This window comes from Stenotrophomonas sp. 115C5, from assembly GCF_056861055.1.
Map to the genome: position 1 here is coordinate 232,667 of NZ_JBSPUQ010000006.1, position 16,091 is coordinate 248,757.

The 16,091-nt window shown below is 66.8% G+C and carries 16 protein-coding genes; 7 read left to right on the forward strand and 9 right to left on the reverse strand.

The features are described 5' to 3' along the window. The first annotated feature begins 34 nt into the window (after positions 1-34). Positions 35-991, forward strand: coding sequence for a LysR family transcriptional regulator (locus tag AC13FN_RS10320; protein ID WP_049437742.1), 957 nt, complete (start codon positions 35-37; stop codon positions 989-991). A 66-nt stretch (positions 992-1,057) separates the two neighbouring features. Here AC13FN_RS10320 and AC13FN_RS10325 read toward each other — a convergent pair whose 3' ends face one another. Together AC13FN_RS10325 and AC13FN_RS10330 are read right to left on the reverse strand one after the other, a co-directional pair. Next, positions 1,058-2,515, reverse strand: a complete 1,458-nt coding sequence (locus AC13FN_RS10325) for an amidohydrolase family protein (protein WP_478412661.1) — start codon at positions 2,513-2,515, stop codon at positions 1,058-1,060. Between the two features lie 51 nt (positions 2,516-2,566). Continuing rightward, the gene (locus AC13FN_RS10330) at positions 2,567-3,268 is read right to left on the reverse strand and encodes an ankyrin repeat domain-containing protein (protein WP_217013558.1); all 702 of its coding nucleotides are present in this window, start codon (positions 3,266-3,268) and stop codon (positions 2,567-2,569) included. 122 nt (positions 3,269-3,390) lie between these two features. Here AC13FN_RS10330 and AC13FN_RS10335 point away from each other — a divergent pair, with 122 nt between their 5' ends. The 3 genes from AC13FN_RS10335 to AC13FN_RS10345 all read left to right on the forward strand — a co-directional run bounded on the left by AC13FN_RS10335 (position 3,391) and on the right by AC13FN_RS10345 (position 5,523). Beyond that, positions 3,391-4,272: a LysR substrate-binding domain-containing protein gene (locus AC13FN_RS10335; protein ID WP_315387118.1), complete on the forward strand. Its 882-nt coding sequence runs from the start codon at positions 3,391-3,393 to the stop codon at positions 4,270-4,272. A gap of 163 nt (positions 4,273-4,435) precedes the next feature. Beyond that, positions 4,436-4,909, forward strand: a complete 474-nt coding sequence (locus AC13FN_RS10340) for a DUF3806 domain-containing protein (RefSeq protein WP_054171958.1) — start codon at positions 4,436-4,438, stop codon at positions 4,907-4,909. Positions 4,910-5,085: 176 nt separating this feature from the next. Beyond that, positions 5,086-5,523 (forward strand): DUF3806 domain-containing protein, encoded by a 438-nt coding sequence (locus AC13FN_RS10345; protein ID WP_053443209.1) that lies wholly within the window; start codon positions 5,086-5,088, stop codon positions 5,521-5,523. 49 nt (positions 5,524-5,572) lie between these two features. Here the strand turns inward: AC13FN_RS10345 and AC13FN_RS10350 are convergent, their stop codons facing one another. Further along, positions 5,573-6,733, reverse strand: a complete 1,161-nt coding sequence (locus AC13FN_RS10350; RefSeq protein WP_312392604.1) for an amidohydrolase family protein — start codon at positions 6,731-6,733, stop codon at positions 5,573-5,575. Between the two features lie 183 nt (positions 6,734-6,916). Here AC13FN_RS10350 and AC13FN_RS10355 point away from each other — a divergent pair, with 183 nt between their 5' ends. Further along, positions 6,917-7,558, forward strand: coding sequence for a hypothetical protein (locus AC13FN_RS10355; protein ID WP_049437752.1), 642 nt, complete (start codon positions 6,917-6,919; stop codon positions 7,556-7,558). Between the two features lie 7 nt (positions 7,559-7,565). On the opposite strand, the gene AC13FN_RS10360 is transcribed toward AC13FN_RS10355, so the two are convergent. Further along, positions 7,566-8,192 carry a hypothetical protein gene (locus AC13FN_RS10360; RefSeq protein WP_054171962.1) on the reverse strand — a complete coding sequence of 209 codons (627 nt, stop codon included), beginning with the start codon at positions 8,190-8,192 and terminating at the stop codon, positions 7,566-7,568. 110 nt (positions 8,193-8,302) lie between these two features. Further along, complete coding sequence (locus AC13FN_RS10365) at positions 8,303-11,029, reverse strand: TonB-dependent receptor plug domain-containing protein (protein WP_482984662.1); 2,727 nt, start codon at positions 11,027-11,029, stop codon at positions 8,303-8,305. A gap of 218 nt (positions 11,030-11,247) precedes the next feature. Between AC13FN_RS10365 and AC13FN_RS10370 the strand changes: the two genes are divergently transcribed. Further along, positions 11,248-11,847 (forward strand): GNAT family N-acetyltransferase, encoded by a 600-nt coding sequence (locus AC13FN_RS10370; RefSeq protein WP_049437756.1) that lies wholly within the window; start codon positions 11,248-11,250, stop codon positions 11,845-11,847. Here AC13FN_RS10370 and AC13FN_RS10375 read toward each other — a convergent pair. Further along, positions 11,844-12,617: a CDP-diacylglycerol diphosphatase gene (locus tag AC13FN_RS10375; RefSeq protein ID WP_217013565.1), complete on the reverse strand. Its 774-nt coding sequence runs from the start codon at positions 12,615-12,617 to the stop codon at positions 11,844-11,846. The two genes, AC13FN_RS10370 and AC13FN_RS10375, sit on opposite strands and share 4 nt — an antisense overlap. A gap of 68 nt (positions 12,618-12,685) precedes the next feature. Further along, positions 12,686-13,342 carry a decarboxylase gene (locus AC13FN_RS10380; protein WP_478412664.1) on the reverse strand — a complete coding sequence of 219 codons (657 nt, stop codon included), beginning with the start codon at positions 13,340-13,342 and terminating at the stop codon, positions 12,686-12,688. Between the two features lie 171 nt (positions 13,343-13,513). Between AC13FN_RS10380 and AC13FN_RS10385 the strand changes: the two genes are divergently transcribed. After that, complete coding sequence (locus AC13FN_RS10385) at positions 13,514-13,810, forward strand: I78 family peptidase inhibitor (RefSeq protein ID WP_049437761.1); 297 nt, start codon at positions 13,514-13,516, stop codon at positions 13,808-13,810. Positions 13,811-13,906: 96 nt separating this feature from the next. Here AC13FN_RS10385 and AC13FN_RS10390 read toward each other — a convergent pair whose 3' ends face one another. Together AC13FN_RS10390 and AC13FN_RS10395 are read right to left on the reverse strand one after the other, a co-directional pair. Then, on the reverse strand, positions 13,907-14,791 hold the full coding sequence (locus AC13FN_RS10390) for a hypothetical protein (protein WP_482984661.1): 885 nt from the start codon (positions 14,789-14,791) through the stop codon (positions 13,907-13,909). 100 nt (positions 14,792-14,891) lie between these two features. Further along, positions 14,892-15,830, reverse strand: a complete 939-nt coding sequence (locus AC13FN_RS10395) for an IS110 family transposase (protein WP_482995098.1) — start codon at positions 15,828-15,830, stop codon at positions 14,892-14,894. Positions 15,831-16,091 lie beyond the last annotated feature (261 nt).

The window sequence follows — 16,091 nt, forward strand, 5'->3', positions numbered from 1 at the left end:
AGGCTGAAATACATATCATTCATACGCCATACGCATGACCGAGCTCACCGCTGGCGCCGATCGCCTGGATCTGCTGCGCACCTTCCTGCGCATCGTCGATGCCGGCAGCCTGTCTGCCGCAGCCGCGCAGCTGGGCACCACCCAGCCAACGGTCAGCCGACGCCTGCAGGCCCTGGAGCGGCAGCTCGGCCTGCGCCTGCTGCTGCGCTCCACCCATGGCCTGCAACTGACCGAGGATGGCCTGCGCTGCCAGCGCCATGCGCAACGCGTGGTCGACGAATGGGAGTCGCTGCAGGCCGAACTGCACGGAGAGCCAGAAACACTGCGCGGCCGCCTGCGGGTGATGGTGCCGCACGCCTTCGGCCAGGCGCAGCTGTTGCCGACCATGCTCGCGTTCCTCGCCCGGCATCCGCAGCTGAGCCTGGAGTGGATCCTTGAAGATCGGCGTCCGGATTTCATCGCGGAAGGCATCGACTGCGCGGTCCGGGTGGGCCCGGTTGACGAACCGCGCATGGTCGCGCTGCCGCTGGCCGAAGTACCGCGCATCGTCGTGGCGGCGCCCTCGCTGGTGGACGCCACGGCAGTCAGTACGCCGGAACAGGCGCAGTCACTGCCGTGGATCTCGCTGGTCACCTACTACCGCGAACGCCTGCTGCTGCATGACGCGCAGGGGCGCGCGCATACTCTTTCGATCAGCCCGCGACTGCTCAGCGACAACCTGTTCGTGGTGCAGCAGGCCGCATGTGCCGGGCTGGGCGCAGCGGTGGTCTCGGCCTGGCTGGTGGCCGACGATCTCGCACAAGGGCGGCTGGTGCAGCTGCTGCCGGACTGGCAGGCACCGCCACTGCCGGTACACGTGGTATTTCCCGCAGCGCGCCAGCAGCCGCCGCGGCTGCGCGCCTTCATCGATGCGATGAAGGCCGCACTACCGCAGCTGCACGGCATGCGGCCGGCGCCGCGCCAGGTCACCGGCCGCCTCATCCACGCATAGCGTGGATTTCGTTCAAGACCACAGGGTCAGAGCCCTTCCCGTTGGAAAGGGATGCGACCCTGTCGATCATTGCGCCTTCGCCTCCTCGGCATTCCACGCCGCAACCTTGGCCTTGGTCTCGGCCAGCATCTTGTCCAGCGCGGCGCGGTCATACACGTTCCCGCGCAGGATCACGCTGTCGATCTTCTCGGTGGCGGCAATGTCCTGCAGAGGATTGGCGGTCAGCAGCACCAGATCGGCAGCCTTGCCCTGCGCAACGCTACCGTAACGGTCCATCTGGCCGAACCAGGCCGGACCGGAACGGGTTGCGGCCGACAGCGCCTGCGGCGCGCTCAGGCCTTCCTTCACGAACAGCTGCAGTTCCTGGTGCAGGGCGATGCCCGGGAAGTTGAACGAATTGAGGAAGCCTGCATCGGTGCCGGCGATGATCGTTACGCCCGCCTCCTGCAGCATCGGCAGCACTGCGGCCACCTGGTGGTACTGCGCGTGGCGCGCTTCGATCTGCGCCGGCGTGGCTTTCGCCGCGCGGTCCACGCGCCACTGGTAGGTCGCACGCAGGCCCGGGCCGATGTAGGCCAGGTACGGATCGTTGGCGTGGTCATCCTGGTCAAGGAAGTCGAGGATGCGGCCACCGTTGAGGGTCGGGGTCACGAATACGCCACGCTTGGCGAAATCACGGTAGGCGTGCATCGCAGTGTCACGGTCGAAGCTGGCGTCGAGGCGGCGGTTGGCTTCGGCACGGTCGATGCGGCCGGCACCGAAGTCGGCGGCGATCTTCGCTTCGTCTTTGCTGCCGGCCTTGAATGCGTAGTCCAGGTGCTCGATCGAAGCCAGACCGGCATCGACCGCCTGCTCCACGGTCAGCGCCATCGGGATGTGGCCCGACGCCTTGAACCCGGCCTTGCGCGCAGCACTGGCCGAGTACAGGAACAGTTCCGGCTTCAGCGTGCTGTCGGTGATCTTCACGAAATCGACCTTGTCGTGCTGCAGGCGGGCGATCGCCTTGTCGGCGTCGGCCTCGCTGCCCACTTCGATCGTGCCCTTCCAGACCGGCTTGATGCCTTCGATCTTCGCGCCGGAACTGAGCAGGCGCGGGCCGAACAGCGTGCCCTTGGCGATCTCGCCGCGCCACTGCAGCACCTGCTCGGGCAGATCGCCGGAACAGTCACGCACGGTGGTGATGCCGTGCGCGATGTACAGCGGCAGCAGCGCCTTGTTCTCTTCGATCAGCGCCGGGCCACCGCCGAAGTGCACGTGCATGTCCCACAGCCCCGGAATCAGGTACTTGCCCTTGGCGTCAATCTGGCGGGCCGCGCTCCACTGGCTGCGCAGCTGCGCGTCCGGGCCGACAGCGACGATGTCCTCGCCACGGATCACCACGCTCTGCCCGGCCAGGGTGCTGGCGTGCTCGACATCGACCACGGTGGCATTGCGGATCAGCAGGTCGGCGCGCTCGGCAGCAGACGCCGACAGCGGCGCTACTGCAAGGAGGATGGCAAGGGACAACGGACGGGAACGGGACATGGACAGCATCCTGGTGGGCACGCCCAGCGTGCGGGTGGAAGGGGTTTGCATTCAGCGCACCGCGCCGTGCTGGCGCAGCAGGGTCTCAATTCCGGTATAGCCGCGCTGGCGCGCGTGTGCCAGCGGCGTTACGCCATCGCCGTCGGCCAGCTCTGGGTCGGCACCGGCCTCCAGCAGCAGCTGCACGATCTGCACGTGGCGCGCACCACCGTCGCCGAGCAGGATCGCTTCCAGCAGCGCGGTCCAGTGCAGGCGGTTGACATGATCGACCGCCACGCCCGCGCGTAGCAGCGTACGCACGGTGGCGACGTGGCCGCGCTCGGCGGCCGGAATCAGCGCGGTGCCACCATAGCGGTTGGTGCTGCGCAGATCGGCGCCATGCGCCAGCGTCATCGCCAGGATCTCGTCCAGGCCACGCGCACCGGCATACAGGTAGGCGCTGTCCTGCAACGCATCCTTTGCGTTGACGTCGGCGCCGGCTTCGATCAGCTCACGCGCGGCATCCACGTTGTCGCCGTGTGTGGCCAGCAGCAGCGCGGTGCGGCCCTGGCCATCGCGCGCCTCCAGCGTGGCGCCATCCTCGATCGCCTGCCGCACCGCGTCGGCGTCGCCGCGGCTGGCGGCATCACGCAGGCGGCCATCGACGTCGGCCTTGGACGTTGCGGTGCAGGCCGGGGTGACCATGGCCAGCAGGCACAACAGCAGCACGCGCGCCAACGGCGCAGGCCAGCCAGGGGAACGATGGACGCGCATGGCAGTGTCTCCTCATGTCCGTCGCCACGGAGCGCCGGGCGACGGTAGCAACAGCCGGGCATTGCCGGCCCCTGCCCTGCATGGTAGAAGTCGGCTCGGGTATCCAGAAGTGAAATGTTCAAATGCAAGACAGTGCCAAATCGAATAGAACCCTGTTCGAACTGGACCTGCTGCGGGCGCTGGTGATGGTGGCCGACTGCGGCAGCTTCACCACGGCGGCCACGCGCCTGCATTCGACCCAGTCCACGGTCAGCCAGAAGGTACGCCGGCTGGAGGAACTGGCCGGGCATCGCCTGCTCGAACGCGGCCACCGCGACGTGCACCCCACCGACGCCGGCCACACCCTGCTCGGCTACGCGCGGCGCATGCTCGACCTGAACGAGGAAATGGCACAGGCGCTGGCCGGCGCGACGGTGGAGACCGCCGTCCGCATCGGCGTGCCCGAGGATTTCGTCAACGCGCAGACCACGCGCATGCTGGCTGCCTTCAGCCGTCGCCACCCGCAGGTGAAGCTGGAGATCAGCAGCGGCCTCAGCCGCGACCTGGCGCAGGGCTTCGACCACGGCGAGTTGGACCTGGTGCTGGTCAAGCAGCGCCGCAACAGCCGCCAGGCCGTGCACTGCCGCCGCGAGCCGATGCACTGGATCGACAGCCTGCGCAGCAGCTGCCTGCTGCAGGACCCGTTGCCACTGGTCACCTTCCCACCACGCGGGCTGTACCGCGACGAGATGATCCACGCCGTGGAAGCGCTGGGCCTGCGCTGGCGCATCGCCTTCACCAGCTCGTCGCTGAGCGGTATCCAGGGCGCGGTGGCCGACGGCATCGGCATCAGCCTGCTGCCCCGCCGCGCGGTCACCCGCGAACACCACATCATCGATGGCGAGCGTGAGCTGCCGGTGATCGACAACTACGAGATCGGCCTGCTGCACCGTGCCGACGCCGACGATGCCGTGCGTGCGCTGGCCAGCGAGCTGTGGCGCCAGGTGCAGCGCGAACCGGACTGACCGCGGTAGATCCACGTCATGCGCGGATAGAAACGACGCTCCGGCATCGAAAAGGGGCACTGGTGTGCCAGCAAATACACGCTTGTCGTAAAAGGCCCGCTGATGGCGTACCCAGGGCCTGGGCGATAGGGTGGCGAACGCCCTTCTCCGGATTACCCCGCCTATGACCAGCACGTACCAGGTTACTTTGACCCCTGCTCCGAAGGACGAAGCCGATATCCGGTTCGATCCGCTGCCACCTGCACTTATCGCGCATATGCAGCAGCAGCGTGCACAGGTTGCTGCCCATGTCGCATCTTCGTTCCCCACCGTGCCTGTTCAATGGCCGCTGCTGCCGAGCACGCTACAACGCGTAGTCGATGCAGAACTGATCGATCACGATGATTGTGACGGTTGGGAAGCACTAGGGGTCGCATTCGGTGACTGTCTGGCACAGCGTGTACCGGAACTTGCCTGGACCCAGGTAACCGATGCCTGGGGCGTCGATGCGGTTCTCCGCTATGGAGAGGCCAATAGCATTGTCAGCGTCGTCACCCTGTTGATCAAGCGCGTCGAAGAAGGCGAGGCCATCGAGATCAATCATCTGCTTGAAGCCCTCGAGGAGTTCGTCATCCAGCAAGCGCGCAAGTCCAGCTGAGCCCATGAGAGGACGATTGAGCCGCGCAGAATGACGTATACGGACCTTGATGTTGCAGCTGCGGGAGCAATCAGAGTTCGCGCATTGATCATCGATATCTGATCAGACCTGCCGCGCCAAGGCACTACATCGCCGGCTACAGTGACTCTTGTTTCCGTGGTCCACGGCGCCTTGCCATGTCCGACGAAATTCCCACCCATTTCGATCCCCTGCCCGCTGCCCTGCAGACGCATCTGCAGCACCAGCGTTCGCTGATCGCCGCGCGCGTGGCCGCCGGCTTTCCGACGTTGCCGGTACAGTGGCCGCTGGCGGCCACCACCCTGCAGCGCGTGGTCGATGCCGAGCTGATCGATCGTGACGACTGCGACGGCTGGGAAGCACTGGGCGTGGCCTTCGGTGACACCCTGGCCCAGCGCGTGCCGGGCCTGGCCTGGATGCAGGTGACCGATGCCTGGGGCATCGACGCGGTGCTGCGCTATGCCGACAGCAGCCTGCAGATCGGCGCCAGCACGCTGCTGCTCAAGCGCGTCGAGCAGGGCGAGATCATCGACATCGCCCATCTGCTGGCGTGGCTTGAGGAATTCATCGCCACCCGCGCCGACGATTACGCCTGAAAGGTCGCCGAGCATGGCTCGGCCCTACAGGCGGTTGCGCGGCGTGGATCTACAGCCAGCGGCCGTCGACCACCACCCTGCGCTCCACCGGCACCCCGGCCACGGCGGCCGGGCCGTGGTCGGCACGCACGGCCAGGAACGTGGCCGGCCGGCCTTCGGCAATACCATGCTGCGGCAGGCCGATCGCCTGCGCGGCATGGGTGGTGACCATGTCCAGCGCCAGCATCAAGTCGGCATCGGTGTAGAAGCCGGACCGGTAGCCCAGCAACATCGCCCGCTGCAGCAGGTCGCCATTGCCATACGGCCACCAGCAGTCACGGATGTTGTCGTTGCCTGCGAACACGCGCACACCGGCATCATGCAGCGCGCGCAGCGGCGGGAACGGATGATCGCCCGGCGCGTTGCTCATGATCGCCACACCCGCCGTGGCCAATGCTTCGCCCACCTGCAGCGCGCGCGCCAGCGGCACGTCGCCCAGCGCATAGGCATGGCTGACCGCAACACGCCCCTGCAGGCCGACGGCGCGTGTCCGCGCGGCGATGCGCAGCAGCTGCGCCAGGCCGGTTTCGCCCGGCTCGTGCAGATGGATGTCCAGCTGCACGCCGTAGTGCTCGGCCAGGCCGAACAGCAGCGCCAGCTGGCCTTCGGCGTCACCATCGAGCGTGGTCGGGTCGATGCCACCGAGCACCTCCACGCCTGCGGCAAGCGCCTGCTCCAGTAACGCGGCGGTACCCGGGCAGGACATCACCCCGGCCTGCGGGAACGCCACCAGCTGGAAGCGCATGATGTCCGCACAGCGCAACGCCGCCTCGCGTACGGCTTCGAGATGGCCAAGCCCGGTGCTGGCGTCGATATCGACATGGCAGCGCATCGCCACGGTACCGAAAGCACTGCACTGGCGGATCAGCGCCTCGGCACGGTCCACCATCGGTGCCGCACCCGCCACCGCCGCCTTCTCCACCGCCAGCCGCTCACGCAGGCTGTTCACCGGCTGGTGCGGGTGCCAACGGTCGCCGACAAAGCTCTTGTCGAGGTGGATGTGGCCGTCGACCAGCCCGGGCAACACCGCGAAGCCCCGCAGGTCGACGCATTCCGCCCCGTCATCCGGCGCGGCCTCGCCATTGAGGCCGCTGATGCGGCCATCACGGATATGAAAATGCAGCGGCGCACCGTGGCGGTCGACACCGCCATGGACGAACTGGAGGGTCATCGGGAACTCCCGGAATGCCAAGACTGCCGCCATCGTGCGCCCCGCCGCCACCATCGGCCAACGAAATATCTGGATGGCACACATTCACCAGAACGATGACTCCCCCTGCGACAACCGGTCGCAGCCACGCCGTGCACACCCCTGAACGGGTAACATGGGCGCCTGTTTCCGTTGTGATGCCGCATGGGCCCGTCCGACCGCCACGATCGTCTCCGCCGCTGGCAGGCCGCGTCCCTGCTTGCCGCCGCCCCGATCGCCAGCCTGTCCGCCACTGATGCAGCGGCCGCTGCGCCGCTGCAGTCGCCGCCGGGCCAGCAGCGCATCGCCCCGGCGGCACTGGTCGAGCGACTGCACCAGCGCGTGCTGTCCGGGCAGAGCGCCACCGCCACGCTGGAACACTGGTGCGCCGAGCATGGCCTGGCCGAACAGGCGCGGGTGCGCGCGGTGCGCATACACGGCCAGGACAAGCCTGCCCCCGCCGACGTGCTGCAGGCGCTGGGCGCGACGCCGGGTACCGAACTGCGCTATCGCCGCGTGCAGCTGGTCTGCGGCAGCCGCGTACTGTCCGAGGCCGACAACTGGTACCTGCCCGGCCACCTCAGCCCGGCCATGAACCAGGTGCTGGACAGCACCGACGAACCGTTCGGCCGCGTGGTCGGCCCGCTCGGTTTCCAGCGCCAGACCCTGACTGACCAGACGTTCTGGCCGCCGCGGGGTGAAGGCGATCACGGCGTGATCCTGGAGGTGCGTGCCTTGTTGCGCGACCGCCAGCAGCAGCCTTTCAGCTACGTCATCGAGTCGTACCTGGTACAGGCGCTGCCGTAGCGCGACGCTACTGACCCGTGATGGCGTTGGCGGCCGGGTCCACCGAGAACACGAAACGCCCACCGTGCTGGTCCCTGCCCCACGTCATCGGTGCCGTGGTCAGGCTGTAGACCGGCCTTGCCTTGTCCATGCCGATCGCCTCGGACCAGGCGCTGAAATCCTCATCGGTGCGGCTGCGGATCTCGCCGACACACAGGCTGTAGCCACACGCAAAAGACACCAGCGTGCCGTCGCTGCCGATGAGCCGGGTCGCGGCCGTCCTGTAGAGCCGGGTCAGGTCCTGCACTTCCGGGTGGCCCGCCGCATCCTGCTCGAACTGGCTGATCGCCTGCGCAAAGGCGTTGTCCGAGCCCAGGATCACGTCGCTCTTTTCCGCCGACAGTGCTCCTTCAGTCAACAGCGAGCGCTCGCCCTCGAGGAAGTGTCCCTCCGGATCCGCAGGCCCTTGCCCGGCCGTCGCACGCGTCGATGCCGTTGGCACGCGCGCTGATCCAGCATCGGTCACTGCGTTGGAAAGAGACGGCACGGGCGCGGCACTGGCCGCCTCCGCAGCATCGTCCACACTGGCCGCCTGCTTGCTGCTGCAACCGGCAATGGCCAGCACGGCAATCACACTCCACACTCTGGCATCCATGCGCATCATCCTCCGGGTATCGCCACAGCATGCCACGCGCGCAGCGGCAGCACCGGTGCACTGCACAAAGAAAAGCCCGGCAATGCCGGGCCTTTCGTTCGCCTGCCGGATCAGCGGAACCGGTAATCCAGCTGCACCCAGTACTGGCGGCCGTACGGGTCGTAATTGCCGACCGGGTAGAACGGCCAGCCGCCTCCGTTCTTGTCCGCCGGCGGGCGGCTGTCGCGCAGGTTGTTGACGATCACGCCCACCGACAGGTTCTCGCCGAACTGGCGGAACACGCTGGCGTTGTACGTCATGTACGGCGCGATGCGGCCACTGCCATCGGTCTTCGGCAGCGAGCCGAAGCGGTTGCCGTACAGCGTGGTGGTCCAGTCACCCTGGTTCCAGGTGATACTGCCGTTGGCCTTGCTGCGCCACTGGTAGTCATCCAGCGAATTGCGGATGTCACGCTCCGGATCATCGGAGAACTGCCGGTATTTGTGCTCCAGCACCACCGTGTAGGCCAGGCGCGTGGTGAAGCGGCCATAACGGCCGGCATCGAAACGCCAGTTGCCCTTCAGGTCCAGGCCACGAACCGATTCGGAGGCGGCGTTGATCGGATTGATCAGCACACGGGTCACCTGGTCCGGCTGCACGATTGCGTTGGACGGGTTGCGGATCACCCGCGACAGCGCGTCCTGGCACAGCGGTGAACCGATATCGCGCGCTTCGCCGCCCAGCGTGCGGCCCAGGCGGCAATCGGCCTCGTCACGCAGGATGCGGCTGGTATCGAGGCTGGTCACCTCGTTGTCGATGCGGATGTCGTAGTAGTCGGCACTGAAATCCAGGCCAGACAGCGGCGACCAGACCACGCCGAAGCCATACGACTTGGCCGATTCCGGCTGCAGCTGCGCATTGGCGCGGTTGCTGTAGTCGATCGACAGGCCGTTGTAGTCACAGTTGTCGTACGACTGGCCTGCGGTGCGGCAGCGCCAGTAGTCGGTCATGCCCGGGTTGTAACCGCGCGTCTCCGTCGCGAACACATAGTTCATGTCCGGCGCCCGGAAGCTGGTCGCCGCCGTACCACGGATCAGCAGGCTCTCGACCGGACGGAACTCGACGCCGAAGCTCCAGGTCGCCTTGCCTATGTGCTCGCCACCGGCACGGTACTGGTCATAGCGACCGGCCAGCGTGGTGGTCAGCGACTGCAGCAGCGGCAGCTGAAGTTCCACACCTGCGGCATAGCGGTCACGCTCGCCGCCGGCACCGATACCGGCGCTGGTGTTCCAGAACTCGCCGCTGCCCAGGCGCGGGTCCGGGCGGTTGCGGTAGCCCTGGCTGCCGGCTTCGACCACCGCTGCCAATGCAGCGTCGCCACCGGGCAGCGCGAACAGGCGGCCGTTGACGCTGGCGCTGAAGGTCTGCAGCCATGCCGCATTGCGGCTTTCCTGGTAGTCGGACAGCCCCTCGTATTCGTTCGGGGTCAACGGTTTGAACAGGCGTGCCGGGTCGGGCGCATAGACCTCAACGCCATTGCGTACGCCCAGCTTCGGGCCGAGCAGGTATTCGTTGATGCCGGCCAGCAGCACCGGGCGGCGGGTGCGGTTCTCGTAACGCGAGCGGCTGTAGACCGCCTCGTATTCCCAGCCGCTGTCGCCGATCTGGCCACGTGCGCCGACATTGAACGACCACGAGTTTTCCAGGAAGCGGTTGGCATTGCGCGGCAGGCCGCCGATTTCCTCCGGCGCGAAGCGGCGGTACCAGCTTTCCAGGTTGCCGGTGGTCTGGTTGTAGAAGTAGTTGCGGGCCGAGGTCCAGGTCGGTGCACGCGTATTGTTGTAGATCCGCGCGCTGCCCACGGCCAGATCGGCGAACAGGTCGGTGGTCTCGTTGACGTGGAAGGTCAACAGGCCGTAGCCGTTGAGGTTGCGCTTCTCGGTCTGCACCGTCCAATAGCTGGCCGCTGCCTCATTGCTGCCGCAGTACCAGCCCTGGCGCGGGTTGTTGGCGCGGAACACGCTCCCGCCATAGATGTCCGACGCTGCGTCGCAGCCGTTAACGCCCGGATCGATGTTGCGGCCGGTGGCAGCATTGCGGCGATAGGCGATCGCGGTCGCCTGCGGCGCCTTGCCGGCCGGGTCATCATCCAGCGAATCCATGAAGTCGCGCTGGCGCGCATGGATCGCCTTGCGCACATCGAACTCGAAGCCGAACAGCGCATCCCAACGCTCGCCGGAACTACCCCCGACCACCTGCGCGCGCTGGTTGTCACCACCGCCCTGCTGGGTGCCACCGGCGCGCACGTTCACGTCCACACCCTCAAAGCGGTCCTTGAGAATGATGTTGACCACACCGGCGATGGCATCGGAGCCATACACCGCCGACGCACCGGCCGCCAGGACCTCGATGCGCTCGATCAGCGCACTGGGAATGTTGGCCAGGTTGACCACGTTCACCGAGCCCTCGTAGGCCAGCGGGTAGTCGGCCTGGCGGCGGCCGTTGACCAGCACCAGCGTGCGGTTCGGGCCCAGCCCGCGCAGGTTGATGGTGTTGGCGGCCGGGGTGAAGGTATTGCCGAAGTCCTCGCCCTGCACGTTGCCGGTGTTCTCGGTCAGCGCGCTCAGCGCATCGAAGGCATTGCGGTAGCCCTGTGCATCGATCTGCTCCCGGCTGATCACCGTCACCGGCGAGGGCCCCTCGACACTGGCGCGCGGAATACGCGAGCCGGTGACCTTCACTTCCTGCAATGTGGTGGGTGCGCTTTCCTGCGCGAAGGCCGGCAGTGAGACCAGCATCAGGGACGACAGTGCGAGCACCAGCGGACGCGGGCGCGGCGCCTTGTGGGAGGCGGACATGGGCTTCCTGGGGAGTTTGGCGGGTGGTGGTACGGGACAGCGGCCTGTGCGGCACATAACGATCCCGTAACGAAAGTGTCCTGAATGGGGGGTTTCAACGGAAATGACCAGGCCTGATGGCCTTATGCCTGAACCGAATCAGACCCGCAGTGCCATCCGCCACACTTTTGCAACGTTTTGAATGGTGTGGCGCCGCGGGCACGGCCATCGTCCCGGGGATGATGACCCCGTATCCCACCTCCCCCCTTCCCCCGTTGCGCCCGGTGCTGCGCCGTCACCTGCTGCAGCTGCAGTCCGCACCGGTCACCCTGCGCCCCTTCCAGCGTACCGACCTGCCGCGCTGGCGCCTGTTCGATGACCGCCGTCGGCGCGGCCGCCGTCACCCCGGCGACATCGACGAGGAAGCACGCTTTCTCGCCCACATGCATCGCTCGCGCCTGGAGCAGGACAACGATCAGCTGCTGCTGGGAGTGTTCGACGACGAACACGGCACGGTGCTGGATCAGCTGCATATCCGCCTGCAGTCGCTGCACGCGCGCAGTGCCGAGTTGCTGTCGCTGCAGCACTGGCACCCGCATACCGACGCGGCGCTACGGGCGCTGTGCCCGTTCCTGTTCGAGGATGTCGGCCTGCATCGCCTGTTCGTGATGCTGCCACCGGACTGCAATGACCCGTTCGCCACTGCGCTGCACGCCTTCGGCTTCGAGCAGGAAGGCCTGCTGCGCGACCATCATCTGGACCTGGAGGGCTGGCAGGATCGCCAGCTGCTGGCGCTGACCGCACCGGTCTGGCGAAGCCGCCAGCAGCCCCAGGGTTAGCGGACCCGCTCCAGCGAGTCGCCTGCGCCGGTCAACACCGAGCAGGCGTGGTCCTGCAGCTCTTCAGCGCTGGCCTCGTTGCCGGTGCCGGCGTCCACACGGGTCGCCAGCAGAATGAAGCCCGGGCCGCCCTGCACTGCGTCCCGGCCGGCCACGACCAGGCTCCACTGGCCCACATCATCCACGCCTGCGAGGTCATAGGCCAGAAGATTGAGCGGATTGGCGGTCAGTTCCGCGCCCGGCAGCAGGCGGGCCTGGTACTGATGGCCGCGCAGCAGCACCGGCAACGGTGCCCAGCGGCTGCCCAGGGCGGCAGCATGCGTGTCCAGCGCCTGCAGCACGTCGGCACGCAGGCAATCCACATGGATATGCAACTGGTGCTGTGACCGGCCGTGCGGCGAGTTCAACGCCAGGCTGGCGACGTTGCGCGGCAGCGGTTGCCGCAAGGCCTGTTCGGTGTGGCTGCGCGCCTGCCAGGCTGCAGCGAAGTAGTTCGGTGCACCACGCTGGTACAGGCGGCGGTTCTCGATACCGCTGACCTTGTCCAGCGGCATCAGCAGGAACTGGTAGTCGCCGTGCGCGTCCTTGACCAGCACATCGCGGCGATCCGCGGCCGTCTCCACGCGCAGGCAGTCGCCGCGTGGACCTTCGGCGCCCCGGCAGTCACGTTCGATCAATCGCCATAACGCGTCGGAATGGGCCGGCGGCGGCGCGCTGGCACAGGCGGACAACAACAGCAGGGACGGCAGCAGGAAGGGGCGAAAGGACACGGAAACCACTCACGGAGCAGGCACGGCAGACAGCGCCGCGCTGCATTCTAGCCAGTGCGAAGCTGCAATCAGTAGGTGCCGAACGGCACTTCAACCACGATCGGCGCCTCGCCCTCACCCGCCTGCAGGCTGTAGCGATCCAGCGCGCCGTCGTCATCGGCGTGCGGCTGGCGCTGGAAATGCAGCCGGTAGCGGGTGTCCCCCAGGCGCACGGCGCTGCTGTCCGCATCCAGCGCGGCACCTTCCGGAATCAGCAGCCCACCCAGGTCGCTGTAGGCGCCAGGTACATCGGCGAAGCTGTAGTCGGCCAGCTCGTCCACCCGCTGCATCGCATAGACGTGCGGCACATAGGGACGTGCGGGGCTGCGGCCATTGCTCAGGTCGGTCACCCAGGCCTGCGGCAGGTGGTACTGCTCGCGCAGCGCGGCCACGCCCAGCGAGGGGCTGGCCACCTGCAGGCAGCACACCGCGCGCTTGCCCTCACGGTCGAGGATGGCGAAACGGTCACCGCGGGTGGCCGCCTGCGGCAGCATGGCAAACGCCAGATTGCGCTGCGCAGGCGCGTAGCCCGCTTCAGTCTGCAGGTTGCGCCAGGCGCCGAATACCGGGGATTCGACCGGCGCGGCTTCCGGATCGGCAGCGGAGGCGGCAAACGCCACGCCCAGCAACGACAACGCCAGCGCCGTCATCGTCTTGTCCTTGCCGCGGAAACTGCCTGCCGTCATACCGTATCCAACATCTGCGCCGGAAAGGCCCGGCCTGCCCGCTGGCGTACTGCCAGCCATTCCTCCCACTATGCAATGACCACGCTGTGCCGGCAATGACCGGGGCGCTGACGCCGTTCGCACGCTCGGTGCTATCGTTCCCGCCATCTTCCCCTGCGCAGGAGCGCTCGCATGTCCGCATTCCGTCTGTCCCTGTTGCTGCCGGCCTCTGCCCTGCTGCTGTCGGCCTGCGTCAGCACCCCTGGCCCGGAAGTCAAAGGCAGCGGCCGTTGTGACGCCAGCCAGCTGGGCTGGGCGATCGGCCAGCCGGCCAATGAGCCCAACATCCGCCGCCTATCCCGCGAGAGCGGTGCCGGCCTGGTCAACCCGATCGGCCCCAGCACCATCACCACCAAGGACATCCGCCAGGACCGCCTGCGCGTGTTCGTGGACAAGGACAACATCATCACCGCCACCCGCTGCGAGTAAGCGCCGCCTCAGTTTTTGTAGAGCCGAGCCCACGCTCGGCTGCTCTGCGGTCGGGCCACGCGAGAACCCGAGTCGAGCGTGGCTCGACTCTACACTTCAGGGTTCGGTATAGCGGGCGCAGTCCGGCAGCGCCTGGTCCGGGTGGAACATGCCCCCGCGGAAGTGGAACAACCGCGTATAGGTGCACGCCGGATCCTGCTCGGTGCGCAGGTCCTTCTTCTTCAGCGGCCCCTTGGCCAGCGAATCCTCGAAGCGCGAAACACCAGCCGGGAACCGGGTCGCCACCGTCTGGTAGCGCAGCACCGGCATGCCCTCGGCAGCCGTATCCAGCACCAGCTTCGCCGAGAAGCCGTACTCGTCGTGACAGGCGCCTGCGCGCTGCTTGCTGTCCTGTTCGCTGAAACAGGCGCGGATCATCGCGTTACCCCGCCATGGCAGGGTCAGCACATCATCGTCCACCTGGATGTCGTCCTGCAGGTGGCGCACGCGTGCCAACTGCAGCGAGGACGCGTCGGCACCTCCACCGGAGTACATGGTGCTGAACGTGACGATGCCGCCCACCAGCACATTCTGGCGGGTGCGCTGCTGCGGGTCGGTCACTGTTTCATCGCTGCCCACGCCCGGGGCCAGGCGCACGATCCACGGCCACAGCGACAGCTCGCTTTCCTGCGACACGTCGATGCTGACGTGGTAGGTGTGAGGCTTGCCCTGGCCCGGCCCCTTCTCAAGCACTTCCAGCACGGTCGGCCGGTCACCCTCCTCGGCGACCGGCTGCACGCGCACGCACCAGTTGCCGTCCCGCGTGCAGTCATAAAGCCCCGACGGTCCAGTCTCACTCGCGATCAGCACCTGCCCCAATGGCTCCATCACATTACCGGCGGCATCGCGCTGCTGCGGTAGGATCGAGTCCTGGGCCAGCACCAGCACCGGGGTAGCCAGCAATGCAGCGAACAGGGTGGCAAGGGCGGTAGCGGTGGGCATGGAAGGCTCCTGCGGCTGGGCTTCCGATGGTAACCGTTGCCCGGGCGGCGGCGAGCCTGCTCGACATTGACTTTGTAGAGTCGAGATCCTATGTTCGTGGTCAAGCCTGCTGGAAGCAGGCTTGACCGACCTTCAGCATGGCCGGATCGAAGTCTCGGCCGCTTTTGAACACGCCCCAGGCGATCCTGGCCAGCTTCCTTGCCAGAATGTTGAAGACGGCGGTGCTGGGGTGACCGCGTTTTGACAGCTCGTCGTAGAGCGGTTGCCCCCGGCGACACCGCTTGAGCCCCATTGCAGCCATGTAGAGCATCTGGCGCAGCATCGGTGCGCCCTGTTTGGACAGCCGACGTCGTCCAGTTCTGCCGCCAGACTCGTTGGGCCGGGGATCCAGGCCGGTGCAGGCAATCCATGCGTTGGCGTTGGCCAACGGCCAGCGCGTCATGTAGTAAATCAGGTGGGACGCGACGGCAGGGCCGATACCCGGGATGGTCAGCAGGCGCTTGTAGAGCGCGCCATGCTCTCCATCGCGGCCCAAGCGCTGCAGTTCGCTTTCCAGCTCGGACAGCGTCCCAGCCAGAGCGCAGAACAGATCAGACAGCTCCCCAGGGTCACTTTTGCTTACCCCGAAGGATTGCTCCAAGCGCGCGCGCGTCTCCACCAGCGCTCGCCGCTTGCGCAGCAAATCGTGCATCTGCTGCTGCTCGTCAGTACGCGGTACGTATTCACGCAGGCGGTCGCTCTCCTTCTTCACATAGCGGGCGATCGCTTGGGCATCCATGGCATCTGTCTTGCCGCGCGAGCCCGTCGCCCGAGCGTAGTTCTTGATCAGCCGTGGATCGATTACATAGACAACGTGGCCCGCCTGGCCAGCCATCCGAGCCAACAACTCGTAGTACCGTCCCGTCGCTTCCATGCCAATCCGGCATCGCTGGGGCAAGGTTTTGAGCCACTTGGCTATCCCGGCCCGGGTGTTGGCGACCCTGTCACCGGCCTTGCGGTCGGCCACCGCCGGCACGAACTCCTTGGAGTCCACGTCCACGCCAATATCGAGAGAATCAGACATTTGTACGGCTCCCAGCTATCTTTAAAGGGCTGGGGTGGTACCGCACCGACGTTAGCTTGCCTACATCGACGATCCCCTTTGGGGGCCGTACGATCCTTTATCGACGTTCGTGTGCGGGATGGGGATCGCTCGACTCGTCTGTCGGCTGGTATCCGCAGATGCATGCTTGACGGTCCCTCCACCCTGGCTCCTACATACAGCGTAGGAGCCGGGAGGAACATACAAGCCATGCTCGAC